Source organism: Pseudomonas laurylsulfatiphila (assembly GCF_002934665.1).
GTDB classification, from domain to species: Bacteria; Pseudomonadota; Gammaproteobacteria; order Pseudomonadales; family Pseudomonadaceae; genus Aquipseudomonas; species Aquipseudomonas laurylsulfatiphila.
Map to the genome: position 1 here is coordinate 266,212 of NZ_NIRS01000007.1, position 15,999 is coordinate 282,210.

16 protein-coding genes and 1 pseudogene are annotated in these 15,999 nt (G+C 59.7%); 9 read left to right on the forward strand and 8 right to left on the reverse strand.

All coding sequences use genetic code 11. The annotated features are described in order from the left end of the window. The first annotated feature begins 33 nt into the window (after positions 1–33). Positions 34–1,053 (forward strand): Glu/Leu/Phe/Val dehydrogenase family protein, encoded by a 1,020-nt coding sequence (locus CD175_RS26080; RefSeq protein ID WP_007970336.1) that lies wholly within the window; start codon positions 34–36, stop codon positions 1,051–1,053. Between the two features lie 264 nt (positions 1,054–1,317). On the opposite strand, the pseudogene CD175_RS26085 reads toward CD175_RS26080, so the two are convergent. Continuing rightward, a pseudogene (locus CD175_RS26085) lies at positions 1,318–1,557 on the reverse strand (YebG family protein); the annotation flags it as partial. 277 nt (positions 1,558–1,834) lie between these two features. Here CD175_RS26085 and CD175_RS26090 point away from each other — a divergent pair. Further along, positions 1,835–2,335, forward strand: a complete 501-nt coding sequence (locus CD175_RS26090) for a phosphate-starvation-inducible protein PsiE (protein ID WP_007970338.1) — start codon at positions 1,835–1,837, stop codon at positions 2,333–2,335. On the opposite strand, the gene CD175_RS26095 is transcribed toward CD175_RS26090, so the two are convergent. Beyond that, positions 2,332–2,649 carry a DUF3509 domain-containing protein gene (locus CD175_RS26095; protein ID WP_104450985.1) on the reverse strand — a complete coding sequence of 106 codons (318 nt, stop codon included), beginning with the start codon at positions 2,647–2,649 and terminating at the stop codon, positions 2,332–2,334. The genes CD175_RS26090 and CD175_RS26095 overlap by 4 nt on opposite strands. Positions 2,650–2,959: 310 nt before the next feature. Next, complete coding sequence (locus CD175_RS26100; RefSeq protein ID WP_104450986.1) at positions 2,960–4,336, reverse strand: L-serine ammonia-lyase; 1,377 nt, start codon at positions 4,334–4,336, stop codon at positions 2,960–2,962. 135 nt (positions 4,337–4,471) lie between these two features. Here CD175_RS26100 and CD175_RS26105 point away from each other — a divergent pair, with 135 nt between their 5' ends. The 5 genes from CD175_RS26105 (at position 4,472) to CD175_RS26125 (ending at position 10,496) form a co-directional block, all read left to right on the forward strand. Beyond that, positions 4,472–5,419, forward strand: a complete 948-nt coding sequence (locus tag CD175_RS26105; RefSeq protein ID WP_104450987.1) for a LysR substrate-binding domain-containing protein — start codon at positions 4,472–4,474, stop codon at positions 5,417–5,419. Between the two features lie 214 nt (positions 5,420–5,633). After that, positions 5,634–6,041, forward strand: coding sequence for an HPF/RaiA family ribosome-associated protein (locus tag CD175_RS26110; RefSeq protein WP_007970346.1), 408 nt, complete (start codon positions 5,634–5,636; stop codon positions 6,039–6,041). 251 nt (positions 6,042–6,292) lie between these two features. Next, positions 6,293–6,865, forward strand: a complete 573-nt coding sequence (locus tag CD175_RS26115) for an RNA polymerase sigma factor (protein ID WP_104450988.1) — start codon at positions 6,293–6,295, stop codon at positions 6,863–6,865. Further along, the gene (locus CD175_RS26120; RefSeq protein WP_104450989.1) at positions 6,862–7,851 is read left to right on the forward strand and encodes a FecR family protein; all 990 of its coding nucleotides are present in this window, start codon (positions 6,862–6,864) and stop codon (positions 7,849–7,851) included. The genes CD175_RS26115 and CD175_RS26120 overlap by 4 nt, the downstream gene beginning before the upstream one ends. Positions 7,852–8,066: 215 nt before the next feature. Continuing rightward, entirely contained in the window at positions 8,067–10,496 is a 2,430-nt protein-coding gene (locus CD175_RS26125) for a TonB-dependent siderophore receptor (RefSeq protein ID WP_104450990.1), read from the forward strand. 296 nt (positions 10,497–10,792) lie between these two features. On the opposite strand, the gene CD175_RS26135 is transcribed toward CD175_RS26125, so the two are convergent. After that, positions 10,793–11,668, reverse strand: coding sequence for a helix-turn-helix domain-containing protein (locus CD175_RS26135; protein WP_104450991.1), 876 nt, complete (start codon positions 11,666–11,668; stop codon positions 10,793–10,795). 151 nt (positions 11,669–11,819) lie between these two features. Here CD175_RS26135 and CD175_RS26140 point away from each other — a divergent pair, with 151 nt between their 5' ends. Further along, the gene (locus tag CD175_RS26140; RefSeq protein WP_104450992.1) at positions 11,820–12,722 is read left to right on the forward strand and encodes a DMT family transporter; all 903 of its coding nucleotides are present in this window, start codon (positions 11,820–11,822) and stop codon (positions 12,720–12,722) included. Here CD175_RS26140 and CD175_RS26145 read toward each other — a convergent pair. Together CD175_RS26145 and CD175_RS26150 are read right to left on the reverse strand one after the other, a co-directional pair. Beyond that, on the reverse strand, positions 12,714–13,262 hold the full coding sequence (locus tag CD175_RS26145; protein ID WP_104450993.1) for a DUF2165 domain-containing protein: 549 nt from the start codon (positions 13,260–13,262) through the stop codon (positions 12,714–12,716). The two genes, CD175_RS26140 and CD175_RS26145, sit on opposite strands and share 9 nt — an antisense overlap. A 175-nt stretch (positions 13,263–13,437) precedes the next feature. Beyond that, a complete protein-coding gene (locus tag CD175_RS26150) occupies positions 13,438–14,412 on the reverse strand; it encodes a 2-hydroxyacid dehydrogenase (RefSeq protein ID WP_104450994.1) in 975 nt (324 codons plus the stop codon). 199 nt (positions 14,413–14,611) lie between these two features. On the opposite strand from CD175_RS26150, the gene CD175_RS26155 reads away from it, so the two are divergent. Then, complete coding sequence (locus CD175_RS26155; RefSeq protein WP_102701095.1) at positions 14,612–14,869, forward strand: hypothetical protein; 258 nt, start codon at positions 14,612–14,614, stop codon at positions 14,867–14,869. Positions 14,870–15,046: 177 nt separating this feature from the next. Here the strand turns inward: CD175_RS26155 and CD175_RS26160 are convergent, their stop codons facing one another. Both CD175_RS26160 and CD175_RS26165 read right to left on the reverse strand, forming a co-directional pair. After that, positions 15,047–15,373: a hypothetical protein gene (locus CD175_RS26160; RefSeq protein ID WP_104450995.1), complete on the reverse strand. Its 327-nt coding sequence runs from the start codon at positions 15,371–15,373 to the stop codon at positions 15,047–15,049. 159 nt (positions 15,374–15,532) lie between these two features. Then, positions 15,533–15,991: a GNAT family N-acetyltransferase gene (locus CD175_RS26165; RefSeq protein ID WP_205886357.1), complete on the reverse strand. Its 459-nt coding sequence runs from the start codon at positions 15,989–15,991 to the stop codon at positions 15,533–15,535. Between the last annotated feature and the right edge of the window lie 8 nt (positions 15,992–15,999).

A 15,999-nucleotide genomic window follows, 5' to 3' on the forward strand; every position in this document is an offset into this window, starting at 1 on the left:
GGCGTCTACAAGAAGTGATTCGGGAGCCCTACGATGTTCGCTCTCATGCAAAGCACTCGCCTTGAATCGCTGCATCTGAGCGTTGACCCGGTCACCGGGTTGAAGGCGGTCATTGCCATTCATAACAGCCGACTGGGGCCTGCCCTGGGTGGTTGTCGTTATCTTGCCTATCCCAGCGACGAGTCTGCGGTCGAGGATGCGGTGCGCCTGGCCCAAGGCATGAGTTACAAGGCGGCATTGGCCGGCCTGGCCCAGGGCGGCGGCGTGGCGGTGATCATTCGCCCCGTTCATGTGGCCAACCGCGCCGCGCTGTTCGAAGCCTTCGGACGCTGTATCAATCAGCTGGACGGGCGCTACATCACGGCCATCGACAGCGGCACCTCAGTGGCGGACATGGATTGCATCGCCCAACAGACCCAACACGTCACCAGCACCACCTCGGCAGGTGACCCGGCGCCGCACGCGGCGATGGGCGTATTCACCGGCATTCGCGCCACTGCGATGGCGAGACTGGGCAGCGATAACCTCGAAGGCCTGCGCGTCGCCATTCAAGGCCTGGGCAACGTCGGTTATGCCCTGGCAGAACAGTTGCACGCCGCCGGGGCCGAACTACTGGTCAGCGATATCGATCACGGCAAGGTACAACTGGCGATGGAACAACTCGGGGCTCACCCCATTGCCAACGACGCACTGCTCAGCACGCCTTGCGATATTCTTGCGCCATGCGGGTTGGGCGGGGTGCTGAACAGCCACAGCGTGACGCAATTGCGCTGCTCGGCAGTGGCCGGTTCGGCTAACAATCAGCTGACGCATCTGGATGTCGCCGACCAACTGGAACGTCGCGGCATCCTGTACGCACCGGATTACGTGATCAACGCTGGCGGGCTGATCTATGTATCGCTCAAGCACCGTGGTGAAGAACTGTCGACCATCACCGCACACCTGTCGAAAATCAGCTCGCGCCTGACCGAGGTGTTTGCCCACGCCCAGGCGGAAAAACGTTCGCCGGCACGGGTGGCGGACGAGTTGGCGGAAAAGGTGCTGTATCGATAATAAGAGCAAAAGATCGCAGCCTTCGGCAGCTCCTACAGGGATCGACGAGCACCTGTAGAGCTGCCGAAGGCTGCGATCTTTTGATCTTCGGACATGAAAAAGGCCCTGACTCCATCGGACTCAGGGCCTATTCAATTCGGTTGTCGCCTATTTTGCTGTTTTCGCAGCCTTGGCTGGCTTGGCGGGGGCAACCGGCTCAGCGTTTGCCTCTTCCACAGGAGCGGCCACTGCAACCGGCGCGGCGACTTCAACAGGTGCCGCAAGCAGTTCGGACAGGGCGTCCGGCTGGCTCTTGAACGCCTTGGCGAACACATCGCGATTCTTCGCCATGTAGATCCCGGCTTCTTCCACTTGCTGCTCGGTCAGGGACGGAACGGCTTTTTGCAACACTTCAGCCAGCAATTCGGCCAGTTCGAGCATTTTGTCATGACGGTCAGCTTCGGCTTTATCCATGAACAAGCGCTCCAGATCTCGGCTGCTGCGGTATACCACTTCGACGGCCATTCACCACCTCACATGCCTTCACATTGGTTGTCAGTTTCGACTACTGTATCTATATACAGCTAAAAGGATAAGCGAAACCCTGTCGTTTGGGTAGTGGCTTTTTAATGTAGACCGGTTTCGACATTTGTCAGGCGAGACGCTGCACAGGTGCGACCAAACGCCACGGCGCGCAATCCAGAGCAGCTCGCCATCATGGGCTGGCCTTTTTTCTGCATGCAGAAAAACCGTCACGTCCAACCCGCATCATCCGGTCGAGCCGACCTAAGGAAGCATCATCGTGAAAATCAACTGGGCCGAAAAACTGCGGCAGAGCGTGCATGAACTGGCCGAGTCCCTGGGCAATCTGTTCGTCGAGACCTTTCATTACCTGGCGCTGTTCGCCATCGGTGCGGTGACCGCGTGGGCAGCGGTGATGGAGTTTCTCGGGATGATCGAAGAGGGGCACATCAAGATCGATGACATCCTGCTGCTGTTCATCTACCTGGAGTTGGGGGCGATGGTCGGGATTTACTTCAAGACCAACCACATGCCCGTGCGCTTCCTGATCTACGTGGCGATCACCGCGCTGACGCGGCTGCTGATTTCCAACGTTTCGCACCACAACCCGCCGGACCTGGGGATCATTTACCTGTGCGGCGGGATCTTGCTATTGGCATTTGCGATTCTGGTGGTGCGTTACGCTTCGTCGCAATTTCCCTCGGTGAAGATCGAAAACCCGCAACGCAAGACCGGCGCGGGTTCCAGTGAACATCCAGAGGTCGAGAAAGGCGAAATCTAGAGCCCGAGCGTGGGGCGCAGCCGCCCTTTGAGGGGAGGGGGCGGCAAGGCCGGTCCGCTGCCAGTGGTCATGGCTTCGAGGATGGCCACGGCGCTGTGGCCCTGTTCGATGGCAATGCCGAATTGAATGCTTTGAACCAGGCGCTTGAGGCGTTGGGGGTCATTGCGTTGTTCGGCGCTGATCATGCGTTTGGCCACTACGCGGCCACTGTTGGAAAGGGTCAGCATGATGCTGCCGTCCAGGCCCTGAATGCTCAGGTTGATCTGGTAATCCGCTGCAAAGGCATCGGTAATGAGCTGGAAAGGGTTGTCCATGATGCGTCACCGCCTGATTGAACGTGCAGTTGTTGACCGGCCGTGATCAGGTTGGTTCGCAACGCCAGACCACCGGCCATCTCGCCATCATTGTTCCAGCAGGGAAGTAGCAAGGCCCATGCCGGAAAAATCGTCGGACAAAAAACACGTTCTGTAGGAGCGAGCCTGCTCGCGATGGTCGTCAACGATAACGCGTCAAACCAGATGGCTTGCGGCGCCTGAGGGTTTTTCGCGAGCAAGCTCGCTCCTACAGGGGGCCGCGTTTTCTGCACGTTTCAGGGCAATAACGGCGGGCGTGCAACCAAAACGGTCAGCACTCCACCCAGTTCACCGCCAGACCGCCCCGTGACGTCTCTTTGTATTTGTCGTGCATGTCGGCTCCGGTATCGCGCATGGTGCGGATCACCCGGTCCAAGGAAATGAAGTGCTTGCCATCACCGCGCAGGGCCATTTGCGTGGCGTTGATGGCTTTCACGGCGGCGATTGCGTTGCGTTCGATGCACGGCACTTGCACCAGTCCGCCCACCGGGTCGCAAGTGAGGCCGAGATTGTGTTCCAGGCCGATTTCAGCGGCGTTTTCCAACTGTTCCGGGCTGGCCCCCAGCACCTCTGCCAGGCCTGCGGCGGCCATGGCGCAGGCAGAGCCGACTTCGCCCTGGCAGCCGACTTCGGCCCCCGAGATCGATGCGTTTTTCTTGCACAGGATGCCAACAGCGGCTGCACCCAGGAAGAACGCGACCACGTCGTCGTCAGACGCATCGGCATTGAATTTCATGTAGTAGTGCAGCACCGCCGGGATGATGCCCGCTGCGCCGTTGGTCGGGGCCGTGACCATGCGCCCGCCTGCCGCATTTTCTTCGTTCACGGCCAGGGCGTACAGGTTGACCCATTCCATCGCTGACAAGGTGGAGGTGATGACATTCGGCTTGCCGATTTCCTGCAGGCTGCGATGCAGTTTCGCCGCTCGGCGTGGAACATTCAGGCCGCCGGGCAGGATGCCTTCGTGACGCAAGCCCTGCTCGACGCATTCGCGCATCACCGACCAGATATGCAACAGGCCCTGGCGAATCTCGGCATCCCCACGCCATGCCCGTTCGTTGGCCATCATCAGTTCACTGACCCGCATCCCGTGCTCGTTGCACAGCCTAAGCAATTCGGCAGCGCTGGAGAAATCGTAAGGCAGCACCACATCGCCGGCCGGTGCGATCCCGGACTCGGCTTCGGCCGCTTCGATGATGAAGCCGCCGCCCACCGAGTAATAGGTTTGCTCGAACAACTCGCCGGTTTCACTGAAAGCCGTCAGGGACATGGCATTGGGATGGTAGGGCAGGCTCTCGTCAAGCAGCAGGAGATCGCGTTGCCAGTCGAAGGCAATGTCCGCAACGCCTGCCAGACGCAATTTGCCGGTTTCGCGCAGGGTGTGAATGCGACTGTCGATGGTGGTGGGGTCGATGCTGTCGGGCCATTCTCCCATCAAGCCCATGACGCAGGCGCGGTCCGTCGCGTGACCGACGCCGGTCGCCGACAGAGAGCCGTAAAGGCGAATCTCCACGCGTCGCACGTCCGTCAGAAAACCCTGTTCGAGCAGTTGTTGAGCGAAGGTCGCGGCGGCGCGCATCGGACCGACGGTATGGGAACTGGACGGTCCGATGCCAACTTTGAAGAGATCGAAAACACTGATAGCCATGCTAAAGCCTGTACAAGCAATGGAAGGGGAATCGCCGCCATTTTTGTAGGACAAGCGCTATGTCGGCGATACTGCCCGCCAAGGTCCTACGTGACCAACGAAATTTCCTAAGACATCCTTTAGCAGGACTAAACGATGAGCCGTCAATTACATGCCCAGACCTATGTCTGGCTGAACGTGTTTGCCTGTGCCGCGCGGCACCTGTCGTTCACCCGTTGCGCCGAAGAACTGCACATCACACCAGGGGCGGTCAGCCAGCAGATCCGCCAGCTGGAAGAGCGCCTGGGCTTTCGCCTGTTTCACCGCCGCGCCCGTGGCGTGGAGCTGAGCGCCGAGGGCCAGCGCCTGGCCATTACCGTCAACGAGGCCTTTGGCAGCATCGACGCGGAATTGCGCCGACTGGATGCGGGCATGATCAGCGGGATTCTGCGGGTGCGTTCGATTCCGTCGTTCCTGAGCAAATGGCTGACGCCGCGCCTGCCGCGCTTGCAGCAGCGCTTTCCGGACATCCAGTTGCGCCTGGTGGCCGAGGACAGCAGCGTGCCGTTGCATGAGGGCGACTTCGATCTGGCGATCGACCTGAACGACGGCAGCTACCCGGGCCTGTTATCCACAGCCTTGCTCGATGAACAGATTTTTCCGGTGTGTGCGCCGAGCCTGTTGCGTGGGCGTCCGCCGCTGCACGGTCCGGCAGACCTGATGCACTTTCCGTTGTTGCACGACATCACCGCCTGGCGCGGCAGCTACGAATATGCGGAATGGGAGTTTTACCTCAACGCCATCGGCTTCGAAGGGGCAGATGTGCGACGCGGGCATACCTTCAATCGCAATCACCTGACCATCGAAGCGGCCATTGCCGGGATGGGCGTGGCAATTGCCCGACGAACCTTGCTCAATTATGAGCTGGAGCGTGGAGCGTTGATCGTGCCGTTTGGTCTGGCGGTGCCGAACCACAAGCGCTACATGCTGCTTTACGCACCAGGGGCTTTGAGCCATCCGGGTGTGCGCGCGGTGCACGATTGGTTGGTGGAGGAAGCGGGGGTTTTTCGCAGCCTGCACCCGTTGGGGGAGCAGCAAATGTGAGCAATTGTTACGTAAGAGCAGGGCGACCCAACTCCCGACCTTACCAGCGCTTTTACCGGTTGTCCGGCTTTTTTTGCGATTGAAAATTTATCTTTTTTAGGGGGTTGAATTGTTCAGCGTACAGACCGATTGTGTAACCAAGAGGTCACGGTGATGACGCCCAAGGGCTTAGCTGACCGGCCTCTCGCGAGCTAGCTGAAATAAGGGATGAACTATGCAAATCCAAGTCAATAGCGATAACCATATTCAAGGCAGTAAACGACTGGAGGAGTGGGTACGTACGACCATTGAGAGCACGCTCGAACGCTACGAAGAGGACCTGACACGCGTCGAGGTTCACCTGCGGGATGAGAACGGCGACAAGCCGGGTCCCCACGACATGCGCTGCCAGCTGGAGGCGCGGCCAAAAGGCCATCAACCGGTTTCCGTCACCCATAAAGCCTCCACCATGGAGCAGGCGATCGACGGAGCAGCCACCAAACTTGAACATGCGCTGGAGCATATGTTCGGCAAATTACGCGGCAAACGAGCGAATGTGGTGCCCATCGAGAGTGGCGCCCATGCCGACCAGCTGCTGGAAGAAGAGTTTCTGGAAAACGAACAGGCGGCGCTTAACGGCTGACACCTGATTCACTTTTTACCTTCCCATGAGAACGGGCCTGCATTGCAGGCCCGTTTTTGTTTAGGTGGCTTTTGGAGCCAGGGTCATTGGCATGGGTTGTCGGACAGCCAGGTTTGCGATGAGCCAATGCGCGAGATGGAGGGCAGCACCCGATCTTTTTGCATATGAGAATATTTATCATTAATATTGCGGCCTTGCCGGTCCCCTGACGCTGTCGTGGCCTCCCCGGTTTTCAGGTCGAAACATGAACGATGATGACTCTCCCACCCGACCCCCACGATATCGAGCGTGATCAACAGCGCGGCGACCGTGCACATTTTCTCCAGGTGTTTCTCTCCCAGCGTTCGCAAATGGAAGCGCTGGTGAGTCGGCGTGTCGGTTGCAGGGCGACGGCGGCGGACCTGGTTCAGGACTTGTTCCTGCGGTTCTGGCGGCGGCCGCTGGTGCAAGTCGAGGAACTCAGTACCTATCTGTTGCGCTGCGCCGGCAATATCGCCATCGATCATTTGCGCAGTGAAGGTACGCGGGTCCGGGCCAGTGAAGGCATGCTGGTGGAAGCGCCGGACAGCCATGGCAGCGGACCGCAAGCGGCGCTGGAGGCGGGCAACGATCTGCTTCACGTCGAAGCCGCATTGCGCGCATTACCGCAGCGCACGCGGCAAATCTTTCTGCTCAATCGCATTCACGGCCGTAAATACGCCGAGATCGCCAAGGCCATGGGCTTGTCCCAAAGTGCCGTGGAAAAACATATGATGCGCGCCCTCGAAGCCTGCAAGGCCAGCCTTCGGGAACCCGAACCGCGTACGCCAGGGAAAGCACCGTGAACCACTTCGAACGCGTCACCCCGACGCCCGCTCAGGAACAGGCAGCGCTGGCCTGGCTGAGTCTGTTGCATGACCAGCCCAGCAGTGCTGATCAGGCGACGTTCAGTCATTGGTTGCAGGCCGATCCCGCCCATGCCGAGGCCTATGCCCGGGCGCAGGTCTTGTGGGAGCTGAGCGAAGGACCGGCGCGCACGCTCGCCGATGAAGATGCCCTGGCCTTGCACAGCTATCTCAACGCCATGGACAAGTCTCGACGCCGCACGGTCGGGCGCTGGTCCGGTGCGCTGGCGATGGCGGCGTGTCTGTTGTTGATGGTCAGTCTCGGTACAGGCTGGCAGCCCTCGCGCTGGATCGATGACCTGGGCGCGGACTTCGTCTCGGCACCGGGGGAAATCCGCACCGTCACTCTGGCCGATCAGTCGCAGGTGACGCTGGATGCCGACAGTGCCATCGCCGTGGATTTCAGTCGCGGCGAGCGGCATGTGCAACTGCGTCGCGGCGCCGGGTTTTTCAGCGTTACACACACCGGTGAGCCGTTTGTGGTGGACGCCGAGAAAGGCCAGGCGCGAGTCCTGGGCACGCAGTTCGAAGTCCGTTTGCAGCCCCACGGTGCACAGGTCACGGTGCTGTCCGGGCGAGTCGGGGTGCTGGCGGATCAGGACGCCGAACAGCAAATCCTCACCGCCGGCCAGCAAGTCGCCTACGGCGAAGGCTCGGCACAAATGCTCCACGCAGTGGACAGCGAGGCGCAGTTGGCCTGGCGCCAGGGCTGGCTCAATTACTACAAATCGACGCTGGCCGATGTGGTGCGGGATCTGGGGCGCTATTACCCGGGACGTATCGTAATACTCAATAGTGAACTGGCGGCACGCCGGGTCAGTGGCAGCTTCCCGAGCAGGAACCCGCAGGCGGTGTTGAGTTCTTTGCAGGGGGTGTTGGGGTTTGAGCAGCATCAGGTGTTGGGGCATCTGATTATTTTGCGCTGAAGCTGCTGACCATTTCGCAAGCAGGCTCGCTCCCACATTTGGAATGCATTCACCCGTGGGAGCGAGCCTGCTCGCGAAGAGGCCAGTTCAAACACCGCATCACCCTGAAAAAAAATATTTTCAAATCGTTGTGAGGTAAACCCCAGCGCCATCCGTGTAGTGACTGAAACTGCGAGTCATTCGCATCCGTTGCGGTTCTACACAGGTCATGAGTCATGAAGTCCAGGGCAAAATCGGGTTCGGTCAAACAATGGTTGGGTGTGTCTGCATTGAGTTTTTCGGCATCGGCGTTGTGGCCGCTTGGCCTGGCGCTGGCCGCAGAGACGGGCAGTAGCCAGCCGCGTGCGCAGTTCAGTTTCTCGCTGACCGCCAAACCGCTGCCCCAGGCCCTGAGTGATTTCAGCCGGGTAACCGGCATCAGCGTCGTCTATACCGATGAAGCGCCGTACGGCCTCAATGCGCCGGCGGTCAATGGCCAGATGAGCGCCGAACAGGCCTTGCAACGTCTGCTCACCGGCTCGGGATTGACGTTCCGCCGCACCGACGGCCATACCATGGCGCTGGAACCGCGGCCAACTGAAGGTGCGTTGAACCTGGGCGCGACCACCATCACCTCGGTGATGGATGAGTCCATGAGCTACCAGCCGCCGCCGACCTCTTCAGTGATGCGCTCTTCGGCTCCGATTCAGGACATCCCGCAGACCATCAATGTTGTCCCGGCCCAGGTGATCCGCGATCAGGCGCCGCGCAATCTCGATGACGCCCTGGCCAATGTCAGCGGTATCACCCAGGCCAATACCCTGGGCAGCACCCAGGACTCGGTGATGGTTCGCGGTTTTGGCGACAACCGTAACGGCTCGATCATGCGCGACGGCATGCCGATCGTGCAGGGCCGCGGCCTCAACGCCAGCGTGGACCGGGTCGAAGTGCTCAAGGGCCCGGCTTCGTTGCTCTACGGCATCCAGGATCCGGGCGGCGTGGTCAACATGGTCAGCAAGAAGCCCGAACTTGAGCAGTACAACGCGCTGACCGCGCGCGGTTCGAGCTATGGCGACGGCAAGAACGGCAGCGGCGGCACTCTCGACAGCACTGGTGCCCTCGGCGATTCCGGGCTGGCCTACCGCATGGTGCTGGACTACGAAGACGAAGATTACTGGCGCAACTTTGGCGTGCATCGCGAAAGCCTGATTGCGCCGTCGCTGGCGTGGTACGGCGAAAGCACCAAGCTGCTGTTCGCCTATGAGCATCGCGAATTCCTCACACCGTTCGACCGTGGCACGCTGATCGACCCACGGACCAACCACCCGCTGGACATCTCGCGCAACGAGCGTCTCGACGAGCCGTTCAACAACATGGAGGGGCGTTCGGACCTCTATCACTTCGAGGCCGATCACGAACTCAACGACAACTGGAAAGCCCATTTCGGCTACAGCTGGAACCGCGAAACCTACGACGCCAGCCAGGTGCGCGTGACCGCCATCGACACTAAAAAGGGCACCCTGACCCGCAGCATGGACGGTACTCAAAACGCGATCAGCACCGACCGATTCACCACCGTCAGCCTAGAAGGCAACGTGAATGTGCTGGGTATGCAGCACGACCTGCTGTTCGGCATCGACGACGAATACCGCAAGATCTATCGCGAAGACCTGATCCGCCAGAAAAGCCGCACCCAGTTCAGCTACGTGAACCCGATCTATGGCCAGGAAGTGCCGGGCACCACTGTCAGCCCGGCCGACAGCGCGCAGACCGATGAACTGCGCAGCGATTCGGCCTTCCTGCAGGATTCCATCCACCTCAATGAGCAATGGATTCTGGTGGCCGGCGCGCGTTTCCAGGCGTACGACCAATATGCCGGCAAAGGCGTGCCCTTCCACGCCAACACCGACGGCAACGGGCAGAAATGGGTGCCGCGCGCGGGCCTTGTGTACAAGTACACCGATGCCTTGTCGTTCTACGGCAGCTACACCGAGTCGTTCAAACCCAACTCGACCATCGCGCCGTTGAGCGGCAGCAGTACCGTGCTTGACGGCGGCATCGCGCCGGAAGAAGCCAAGTCCTGGGAGTTGGGGGCCAAGCTTGATCTGCCGGGCCGCGTCACCGGCAACATCGCACTGTTCGACATCAAGAAACGCAATGTGCTGGTGGCCAACGCCGAAGGCCCGACCACGATCTACAGCGCCGCTGGCGAAGTGCGTTCCCGTGGCCTTGAGGTGGACTTGAGCGGTCAGCTCACCGATCGCTGGAGCATGATCGGCAGCTACGCCTACACCGATGCCGAAGTCACCGAAGACCCGGTTTACAAGGGTAATCAACTGCAAAACGTGGCGAAGAACAGCGGCTCGTTGTCAGCGGTCTATGACTTCGGCAGCGTCATTGGCGGTGATCAGCTGCGGGTCGGCGCCGGGGCGCGTTTTGTGGGGGAGCGCGCGGGCAACGCGGTGAACGATTTCGACTTGCCGAGCTACACCGTGGCCGATGCGTTCGCCACCTACGACACCCAGGTCGACGGGCAGAAGGTCAAGTTGCAGCTCAACGTGAAGAACCTGTTTGACCGCACCTACTACACCTCGGCGGCGAGCCGGTTCTTTGTTTCCATGGGGGATTCGCGGCAGGTGACACTGTCCAGCACCCTGGAGTTTTAATGTAGGAGCTGCCGAAGGCTGCGATCTTTTGATCTTGCTGTGGCGGGTTAAAAGATCGCAGCCTGCGGCAGCTCCTACAGGAGATCTGTGGTGGGTTAAAAGATCGCAGCTGGAGTTCTAATGTAGGAGCTGCCGAAGGCTGCGATCTTTTGATCTTGCTGTGGCAGGTAAAGATCGCAGCCTGCGGCAGCTCCTACAAGGGGATCTGTGGTGGGTTGGAAGATCGCAGCCTGCGGCAGCTCCTACAGGGGATCTGTGGTGGGTTGAAAGATCGCAGCCAGAGGGATTGCAATGCTCTAGCGCAAAAACGCCTGTCGATACTCGCCGGGCGTTGCGCCCAATGCCTGGCGAAAGCGGTTGGTGAAGTGGCTGGCACTGGAGAAGCCACAAGCCAGCGCAATCTCCCCCAGTGGTTGCGAGGTCGTGCGCAGCAATTCCCGCGCCCGGTTCAGGCGCCGCGCCAACAGGTACTGGTGGGGCGGCAAGCCGAAGCTCTCGCGGAACATCCGCGCGAAGTGGTACTCCGACAACGCGCACAAAGCCGCCAACTGACCGAGGCTGATGGCCTCGTCCAGATGGCTGTTGATGTACTCCACCAGATGCCGGCGCTGATGCGCGGCCAATCCACCTTTAAGGCGCAGGCCTTGCCGGGCGTTGACCTGGCTGAGCAGGGCATGGCTGAGCAGTTCGTGGGCCAGGCTGCTGGTCAGAAGGCGTTCGCCCGGCTCGTCCCAGTTCAAGCGGATCAACTGCCGAAAGCGCAGCGCCTGCTGCGGGTCATCGAGAAAGGTCTGCTCGCGCAGCTGCATTTCCCGTGGCTCGCGATCAAGCAGGGTGACGCAGCCGAGGGCAAATTGTTCGGGGCTGAAATACAGGTGTGCCAAGCGGATGTCGCCGTTGATCACCCAGCCTGACTGGTGGTCGGCCGGCAGGATGCACAGTTTGTCCGGGCCGCCCTTGTTGCCGGGCTGATCGCGACGGAAGGTGCCGGTGCCGCCGGCTATGTAACAGGACAACGTGTGGTGGCTGGGCGCTTCGTATTCCTGGGCGTCGTGGTGATTGCTCCACAAGGCTGCAGACAAGCCGTCACCCAGCTCGGCGCTGTGCTCCAGACGAGCATTCGGCGAGCGGTTGAGGGCTTGAAAGACCTGTAGGGTATCCAGTGCGGCCATGATCGTTGTTCTCTAACACTTGCATCCAACGCCCTGCATCCTACTCCGTAGACGTGCGCCTGCCAGCCCGTCGCCAGACAAAAGCGCAAGTTTATGCAAGTGCCCCAAGGCGTGACGCCGGACACTGGGCGCCTATCGAGGAGCCTTTGCCATGAACCTTTCTTTGTACCTGCTGACCGTGCTGATCTGGGGCACCACCTGGATTGCCTTGAAATGGCAACTGGGCGTGGTGGCGATTCCCGTGTCGATCGTCTATCGCTTCGGCCTCGCCGCGCTGGTGTTGTTCGTGATCCTGTTGCTCAGTCGGCGCCTGCAAGTGATGAACCGTCGCGGGCACTTGATTTGCCTGGCTCAGGGCCTGTGCCTGTTCTGCGTCAACTTCATGTGCTTCCTCACCGCGAGCCAGTGGATCCCCAGCGGTCTGGTGGCCGTCGTGTTTTCCACCGCCACCCTGTGGAATGCCCTCAACGCGCGAGTGTTCTTCGGCCAGAGAATCGCCCGCAACGTGCTGATGGGCGGTGCGCTGGGCCTGCTTGGGTTGGGACTGCTGTTCTGGCCGGAACTGGCCGGGCACACCGCCAGTCCGGAAACCTTGCTCGGCCTTGGCCTGGCCTTGTGCGGCACCTTGTGTTTCTCGGCGGGCAACATGCTCTCAAGCCTGCAACAGAAGGCCGGTCTCAAGCCGCTGACCACCAATGCCTGGGGCATGGCCTACGGGGCGGCGATGCTCTCGGTGTGGTGTCTGGTCAAAGGCATTCCCTTCGACATTGAAATGAGCGCGCGTTACATCGGCTCACTGTTGTACCTGGTGATTCCCGGGTCGGTGATCGGTTTCACCGCCTATCTCACACTGGTCGGCCGCATGGGGCCTGAGCGGGCGGCGTACTGCACAGTGCTGTTTCCGGTGGTGGCGCTCAATGTGTCGGCGTTTGCCGAGGGCTATCAATGGACAATGCCGGCGCTGTTGGGGCTGGTGTTGGTGATGTCGGGGAACGTACTGGTGTTTCGCAAACCCAAAGTGCCGTTGACGCAGGGAACTGGCAAGTTAGCGTGATTCAGCAGAGGCGGGCGAGATCGGCGGCTCTCCGCTCTCGATCGGCAAGGCAATATAGATCAGGGATAACAGTATGAAGTCAACGGCTTGCCGACCCCAGTCCCTGTAGTTCCAATTTTCTGATTCGTCCATATTGAACCATTCGATACCGATGGCCTGAAAACAAACGTAATATATAAAAATAGCAATCAGTAACCCGATAACTGCAAATTTCTTTGCTTCGTGGAACGCTTCCTTGCTGGTGTTTATGTTTTTATAAAGATGGTAGGTTCCTATTGTGCAGAAGAGTGTAAACATGATTTCAAGTGTAATGATCAGCCAAAAGATCCGATGATGAAGCAGGGGCGATGTGATGGCTCTATTACTGTGCTTGAGTTGGTTCAGGGTCGTGTCCATGCTCAGTATATGGCCGAGATATTCGTAGTTTGTGGAGTAGTCGGCGAAATTGTTGTAAGTCGTCAATAGCCCGAAAAAGCTGATAAATAGCAGAATCGAGGTTTTGCTGATTCTAATGACCTGGTTGGTATTGAGTGAGTTCAAGATTTTTCTCCGTTATTGTTGAGGAAGGTTTCCTTTCAAGTAACGGATTTTAGCGGATGGTTCTATTGTAGGGTGATGTGCTGAATTGCAAAGTGTGTATTAGTTGATTTAAAGTTTGTTTTAATCGAACTTCTGAGGGCGAAGGGCAGGCGCTTGTAACGCCTGCCCGTTTAGATCAACCCTTCCAGACTTGCGGGTTGACCAGGTCCTGCGGGCGCTCGCCCAACAGGGCACTGCGCAAGTTGGCCAAGGCACGGTTGGCCATGGCATCGCGGGTCTCATGGGTGGCCGAGCCGATGTGCGGCAAGGTCACGGCGTTGTTCAGCTGAAACAGCGGCGACTCGGCCAGCGGTTCTTTTTCGTACACGTCCAGCCCGGCACCACGAATGCGCTTGTTTTGCAGCGCTTCGATCAGCGCCGGTTCATCCACTATCGGGCCACGGGCGATGTTCACCAGAATGGCACTCGGCTTCATCAGCGCCAGTTCGCGATGGCTGATCAAGTGTCTGGTTTTCTCGCTGAGCGGCACCACCAGGCAGACGAAATCGGCTTCGGCCAGCAATTGATCGAGGCTGCGAAACTGCGCGCCGAGCTCCTGTTCCAGCCCGGTCTTGCGACTGTTGCCGCTGTAGATGATCGGCATGTTGAACCCCAGGCGACCGCGTCGGGCGATGGCCGCGCCGATATTGCCCATGCCGACAATGCCCAGGGTCTTGCCATGCACATCGCAACCGAACAGCTGCGCACCGACAGTGGCCTGCCATTGCCCGGCCTTGGTCCAGGCATCCAGTTCGGCGACGCGACGCGCGCTGCTCATCAATAGCGCGAACGCCAGGTCGGCGGTGCTTTCGGTGAGCACGTCTGGCGTGTTGGTCAGCATAATCCCGCGTTCGTTGAAGTAGGCCAGGTCATAGTTGTCGTAGCCCACCGAGACGCTGGACACCACTTCCAGTCTGGCGGCGTTTTCCAATTGGGCGCGGCCGAGTTTGCGACCGACACCGATCAGGCCGTGGGCGTGGGGCAGGGCTTCGTTGAACTGGGCGTTGATGTCGCCGTTTTTCGGATTCGGCACGATGACGTCGAAATCCTGTTGCAGGCGTTCGACCATTGCCGGGGTGACGCGGCTGAAGGCCAGGACAGTCTTTTTCATGAGAGGCGGGCTCGTCGGGCGGTGAAGAATGCTTAGCAAGCTACAAGTTTCACGCGGCAAGCTGCAAGTTTAAAAGTCGACCTCATCGCTTTTAACTTCAAGCTTGCCGCTTGAAGCTTGTCGCTGCCGTTCCGTTATACTGCCGTCTTTCGCGGCTCACTCACCGGGCCCGACATTTCATGCATCACCCGGAGCTTTCATGACTTCCCCGAAACAACCGCCGGTCGCCGACACCCAGAGCGACGTGCAGGCAGAGCTGCCAGACAGCGTCGACTCCAGCGCCGACAGCGAAACCAAAGCCGAAATCCCGGCATTCAAGTTCCCGTTCAAGCCGGGCGAACTGGCGGCAGCCAAGGGCTCGAACCAGCCGTGGTACAAGAACGGCGCCAAGAACGGCCACACCAAGACGCCGGGCATGGCTCCGCCGGGGACTCGTCGGTCGATGGGCAAGCGCTGAAATTTCCAGTGCCTGGCCTGCTGTCATCGCGAGCAGGCTCGCTCCCACAGTGAATCTGTGTCGTACACAAATTCCATGTTCACTGAAGATCCCTTGTGGGAGCGAGCCTGCTCGCGATGGGCCATTGCCGGTAGCCCAAGTTTTTGATCAAACTGCCCGCAAAGAAATGTGCGCCACTCAATTGGCCTTGGCGGTCGGGCGGATGGAGTCCCATTCGGTGACGTACGCGGTTTTGCTCTTTTTGTTGTAGAGGCACAGCTCGGTGCCTTGTGCACCTTTCATGTGCTTTTGCGGATACTGGCCCTGGAGCAGGAGCGCGGTATAGCCAACCCGGTCATCGAACTGTGCGGCGTTGCCCACGGGTTTGGCGTCTTTCAGGCTGCTGGCCTTGGTGCAACTGGCGAGTACGGCCTTGTCGTAGGCGGCCCAGGCATCGGGGCTGGAGGCGTGGGCCTGAGAGGCGAGGGCGGTGAGGCCGAGAAAAGTCAGTGTTGCTGTTTTCATGGTTCAGGCGTCCTTGGGGCTGTGGCCGGAAGGTGAGTATGCCTGAAGACTTGACGCCTCATCGCGAGCAAGCCCGCTCTTAAAGTAACCGAGTGTGGCCACAGATTCTGTGTACGACGGGTAACCTGTGGGAGCGAGCCTGCTCGCGATTGCGGCGTATCAGTCTGGAACCGGCTCCCGGCGAACGGCACGCATCCCGACACTTTCATACAATCGCCGCGCCCGGTGGTTGTCTTCCAGCACCTTCAAATCCACACATCCTTCGCGCCGTTGCTCGAACACCTTGAACGCCTGCAACAACAAGGCACGTCCCAATCCTCGGCCCTGAAACCGTGGATGCACCACCAGGTTCTTGATGTAGGCGCTGGTCCAGCACTGGCATACGCCAACAATGCCTTCGGCATCCCGGGCGATGAAGCACAGCGCCGGGTCATATTCCGGGTCGTTTTCAAACTGCCATTGCCACATGTCCAGCGCTGCCACGCGACCGCCACCTTCGAGGTAACCGAACTCCATCAACCGGTGCACGGCTGCGCCGATTTCGGGACGGTATTCGCTCAGTTGCAGGCCGGCTGGCCAATCGGGTGAGGGCACGACTTCAGTGAGGTCGCGCCGCATCAGCCAGC

Excerpts from the sequence above, each read along its gene's own strand:
- CD175_RS26080 (WP_007970336.1), top strand. The coding sequence starts at position 34 with ATGTTCGCTCTCATGCAAAGCACTCGCCTTGAATCGCTGCATCTGAGC.
- CD175_RS26095 (WP_104450985.1), bottom strand. The coding sequence starts at position 2,649 with ATGGACAACCCTTTCCAGCTCATTACCGATGCCTTTGCAGCGGATTAC.
- CD175_RS26100 (WP_104450986.1), bottom strand. The coding sequence starts at position 4,336 with ATGGCTATCAGTGTTTTCGATCTCTTCAAAGTTGGCATCGGACCGTCC.
- CD175_RS26105 (WP_104450987.1), top strand. The coding sequence starts at position 4,472 with ATGAGCCGTCAATTACATGCCCAGACCTATGTCTGGCTGAACGTGTTT.
- CD175_RS26110 (WP_007970346.1), top strand. The coding sequence starts at position 5,634 with ATGCAAATCCAAGTCAATAGCGATAACCATATTCAAGGCAGTAAACGA.
- CD175_RS26115 (WP_104450988.1), top strand. The coding sequence starts at position 6,293 with ATGATGACTCTCCCACCCGACCCCCACGATATCGAGCGTGATCAACAG.
- CD175_RS26125 (WP_104450990.1), top strand. The coding sequence starts at position 8,067 with ATGAAGTCCAGGGCAAAATCGGGTTCGGTCAAACAATGGTTGGGTGTG.
- CD175_RS26135 (WP_104450991.1), bottom strand. The coding sequence starts at position 11,668 with ATGGCCGCACTGGATACCCTACAGGTCTTTCAAGCCCTCAACCGCTCG.
- CD175_RS26140 (WP_104450992.1), top strand. The coding sequence starts at position 11,820 with ATGAACCTTTCTTTGTACCTGCTGACCGTGCTGATCTGGGGCACCACC.
- CD175_RS26150 (WP_104450994.1), bottom strand. The coding sequence starts at position 14,412 with ATGAAAAAGACTGTCCTGGCCTTCAGCCGCGTCACCCCGGCAATGGTC.
- CD175_RS26155 (WP_102701095.1), top strand. The coding sequence starts at position 14,612 with ATGACTTCCCCGAAACAACCGCCGGTCGCCGACACCCAGAGCGACGTG.
- CD175_RS26160 (WP_104450995.1), bottom strand. The coding sequence starts at position 15,373 with ATGAAAACAGCAACACTGACTTTTCTCGGCCTCACCGCCCTCGCCTCT.
- CD175_RS26165 (WP_205886357.1), bottom strand. The coding sequence starts at position 15,991 with ATGCGGCGCGACCTCACTGAAGTCGTGCCCTCACCCGATTGGCCAGCC.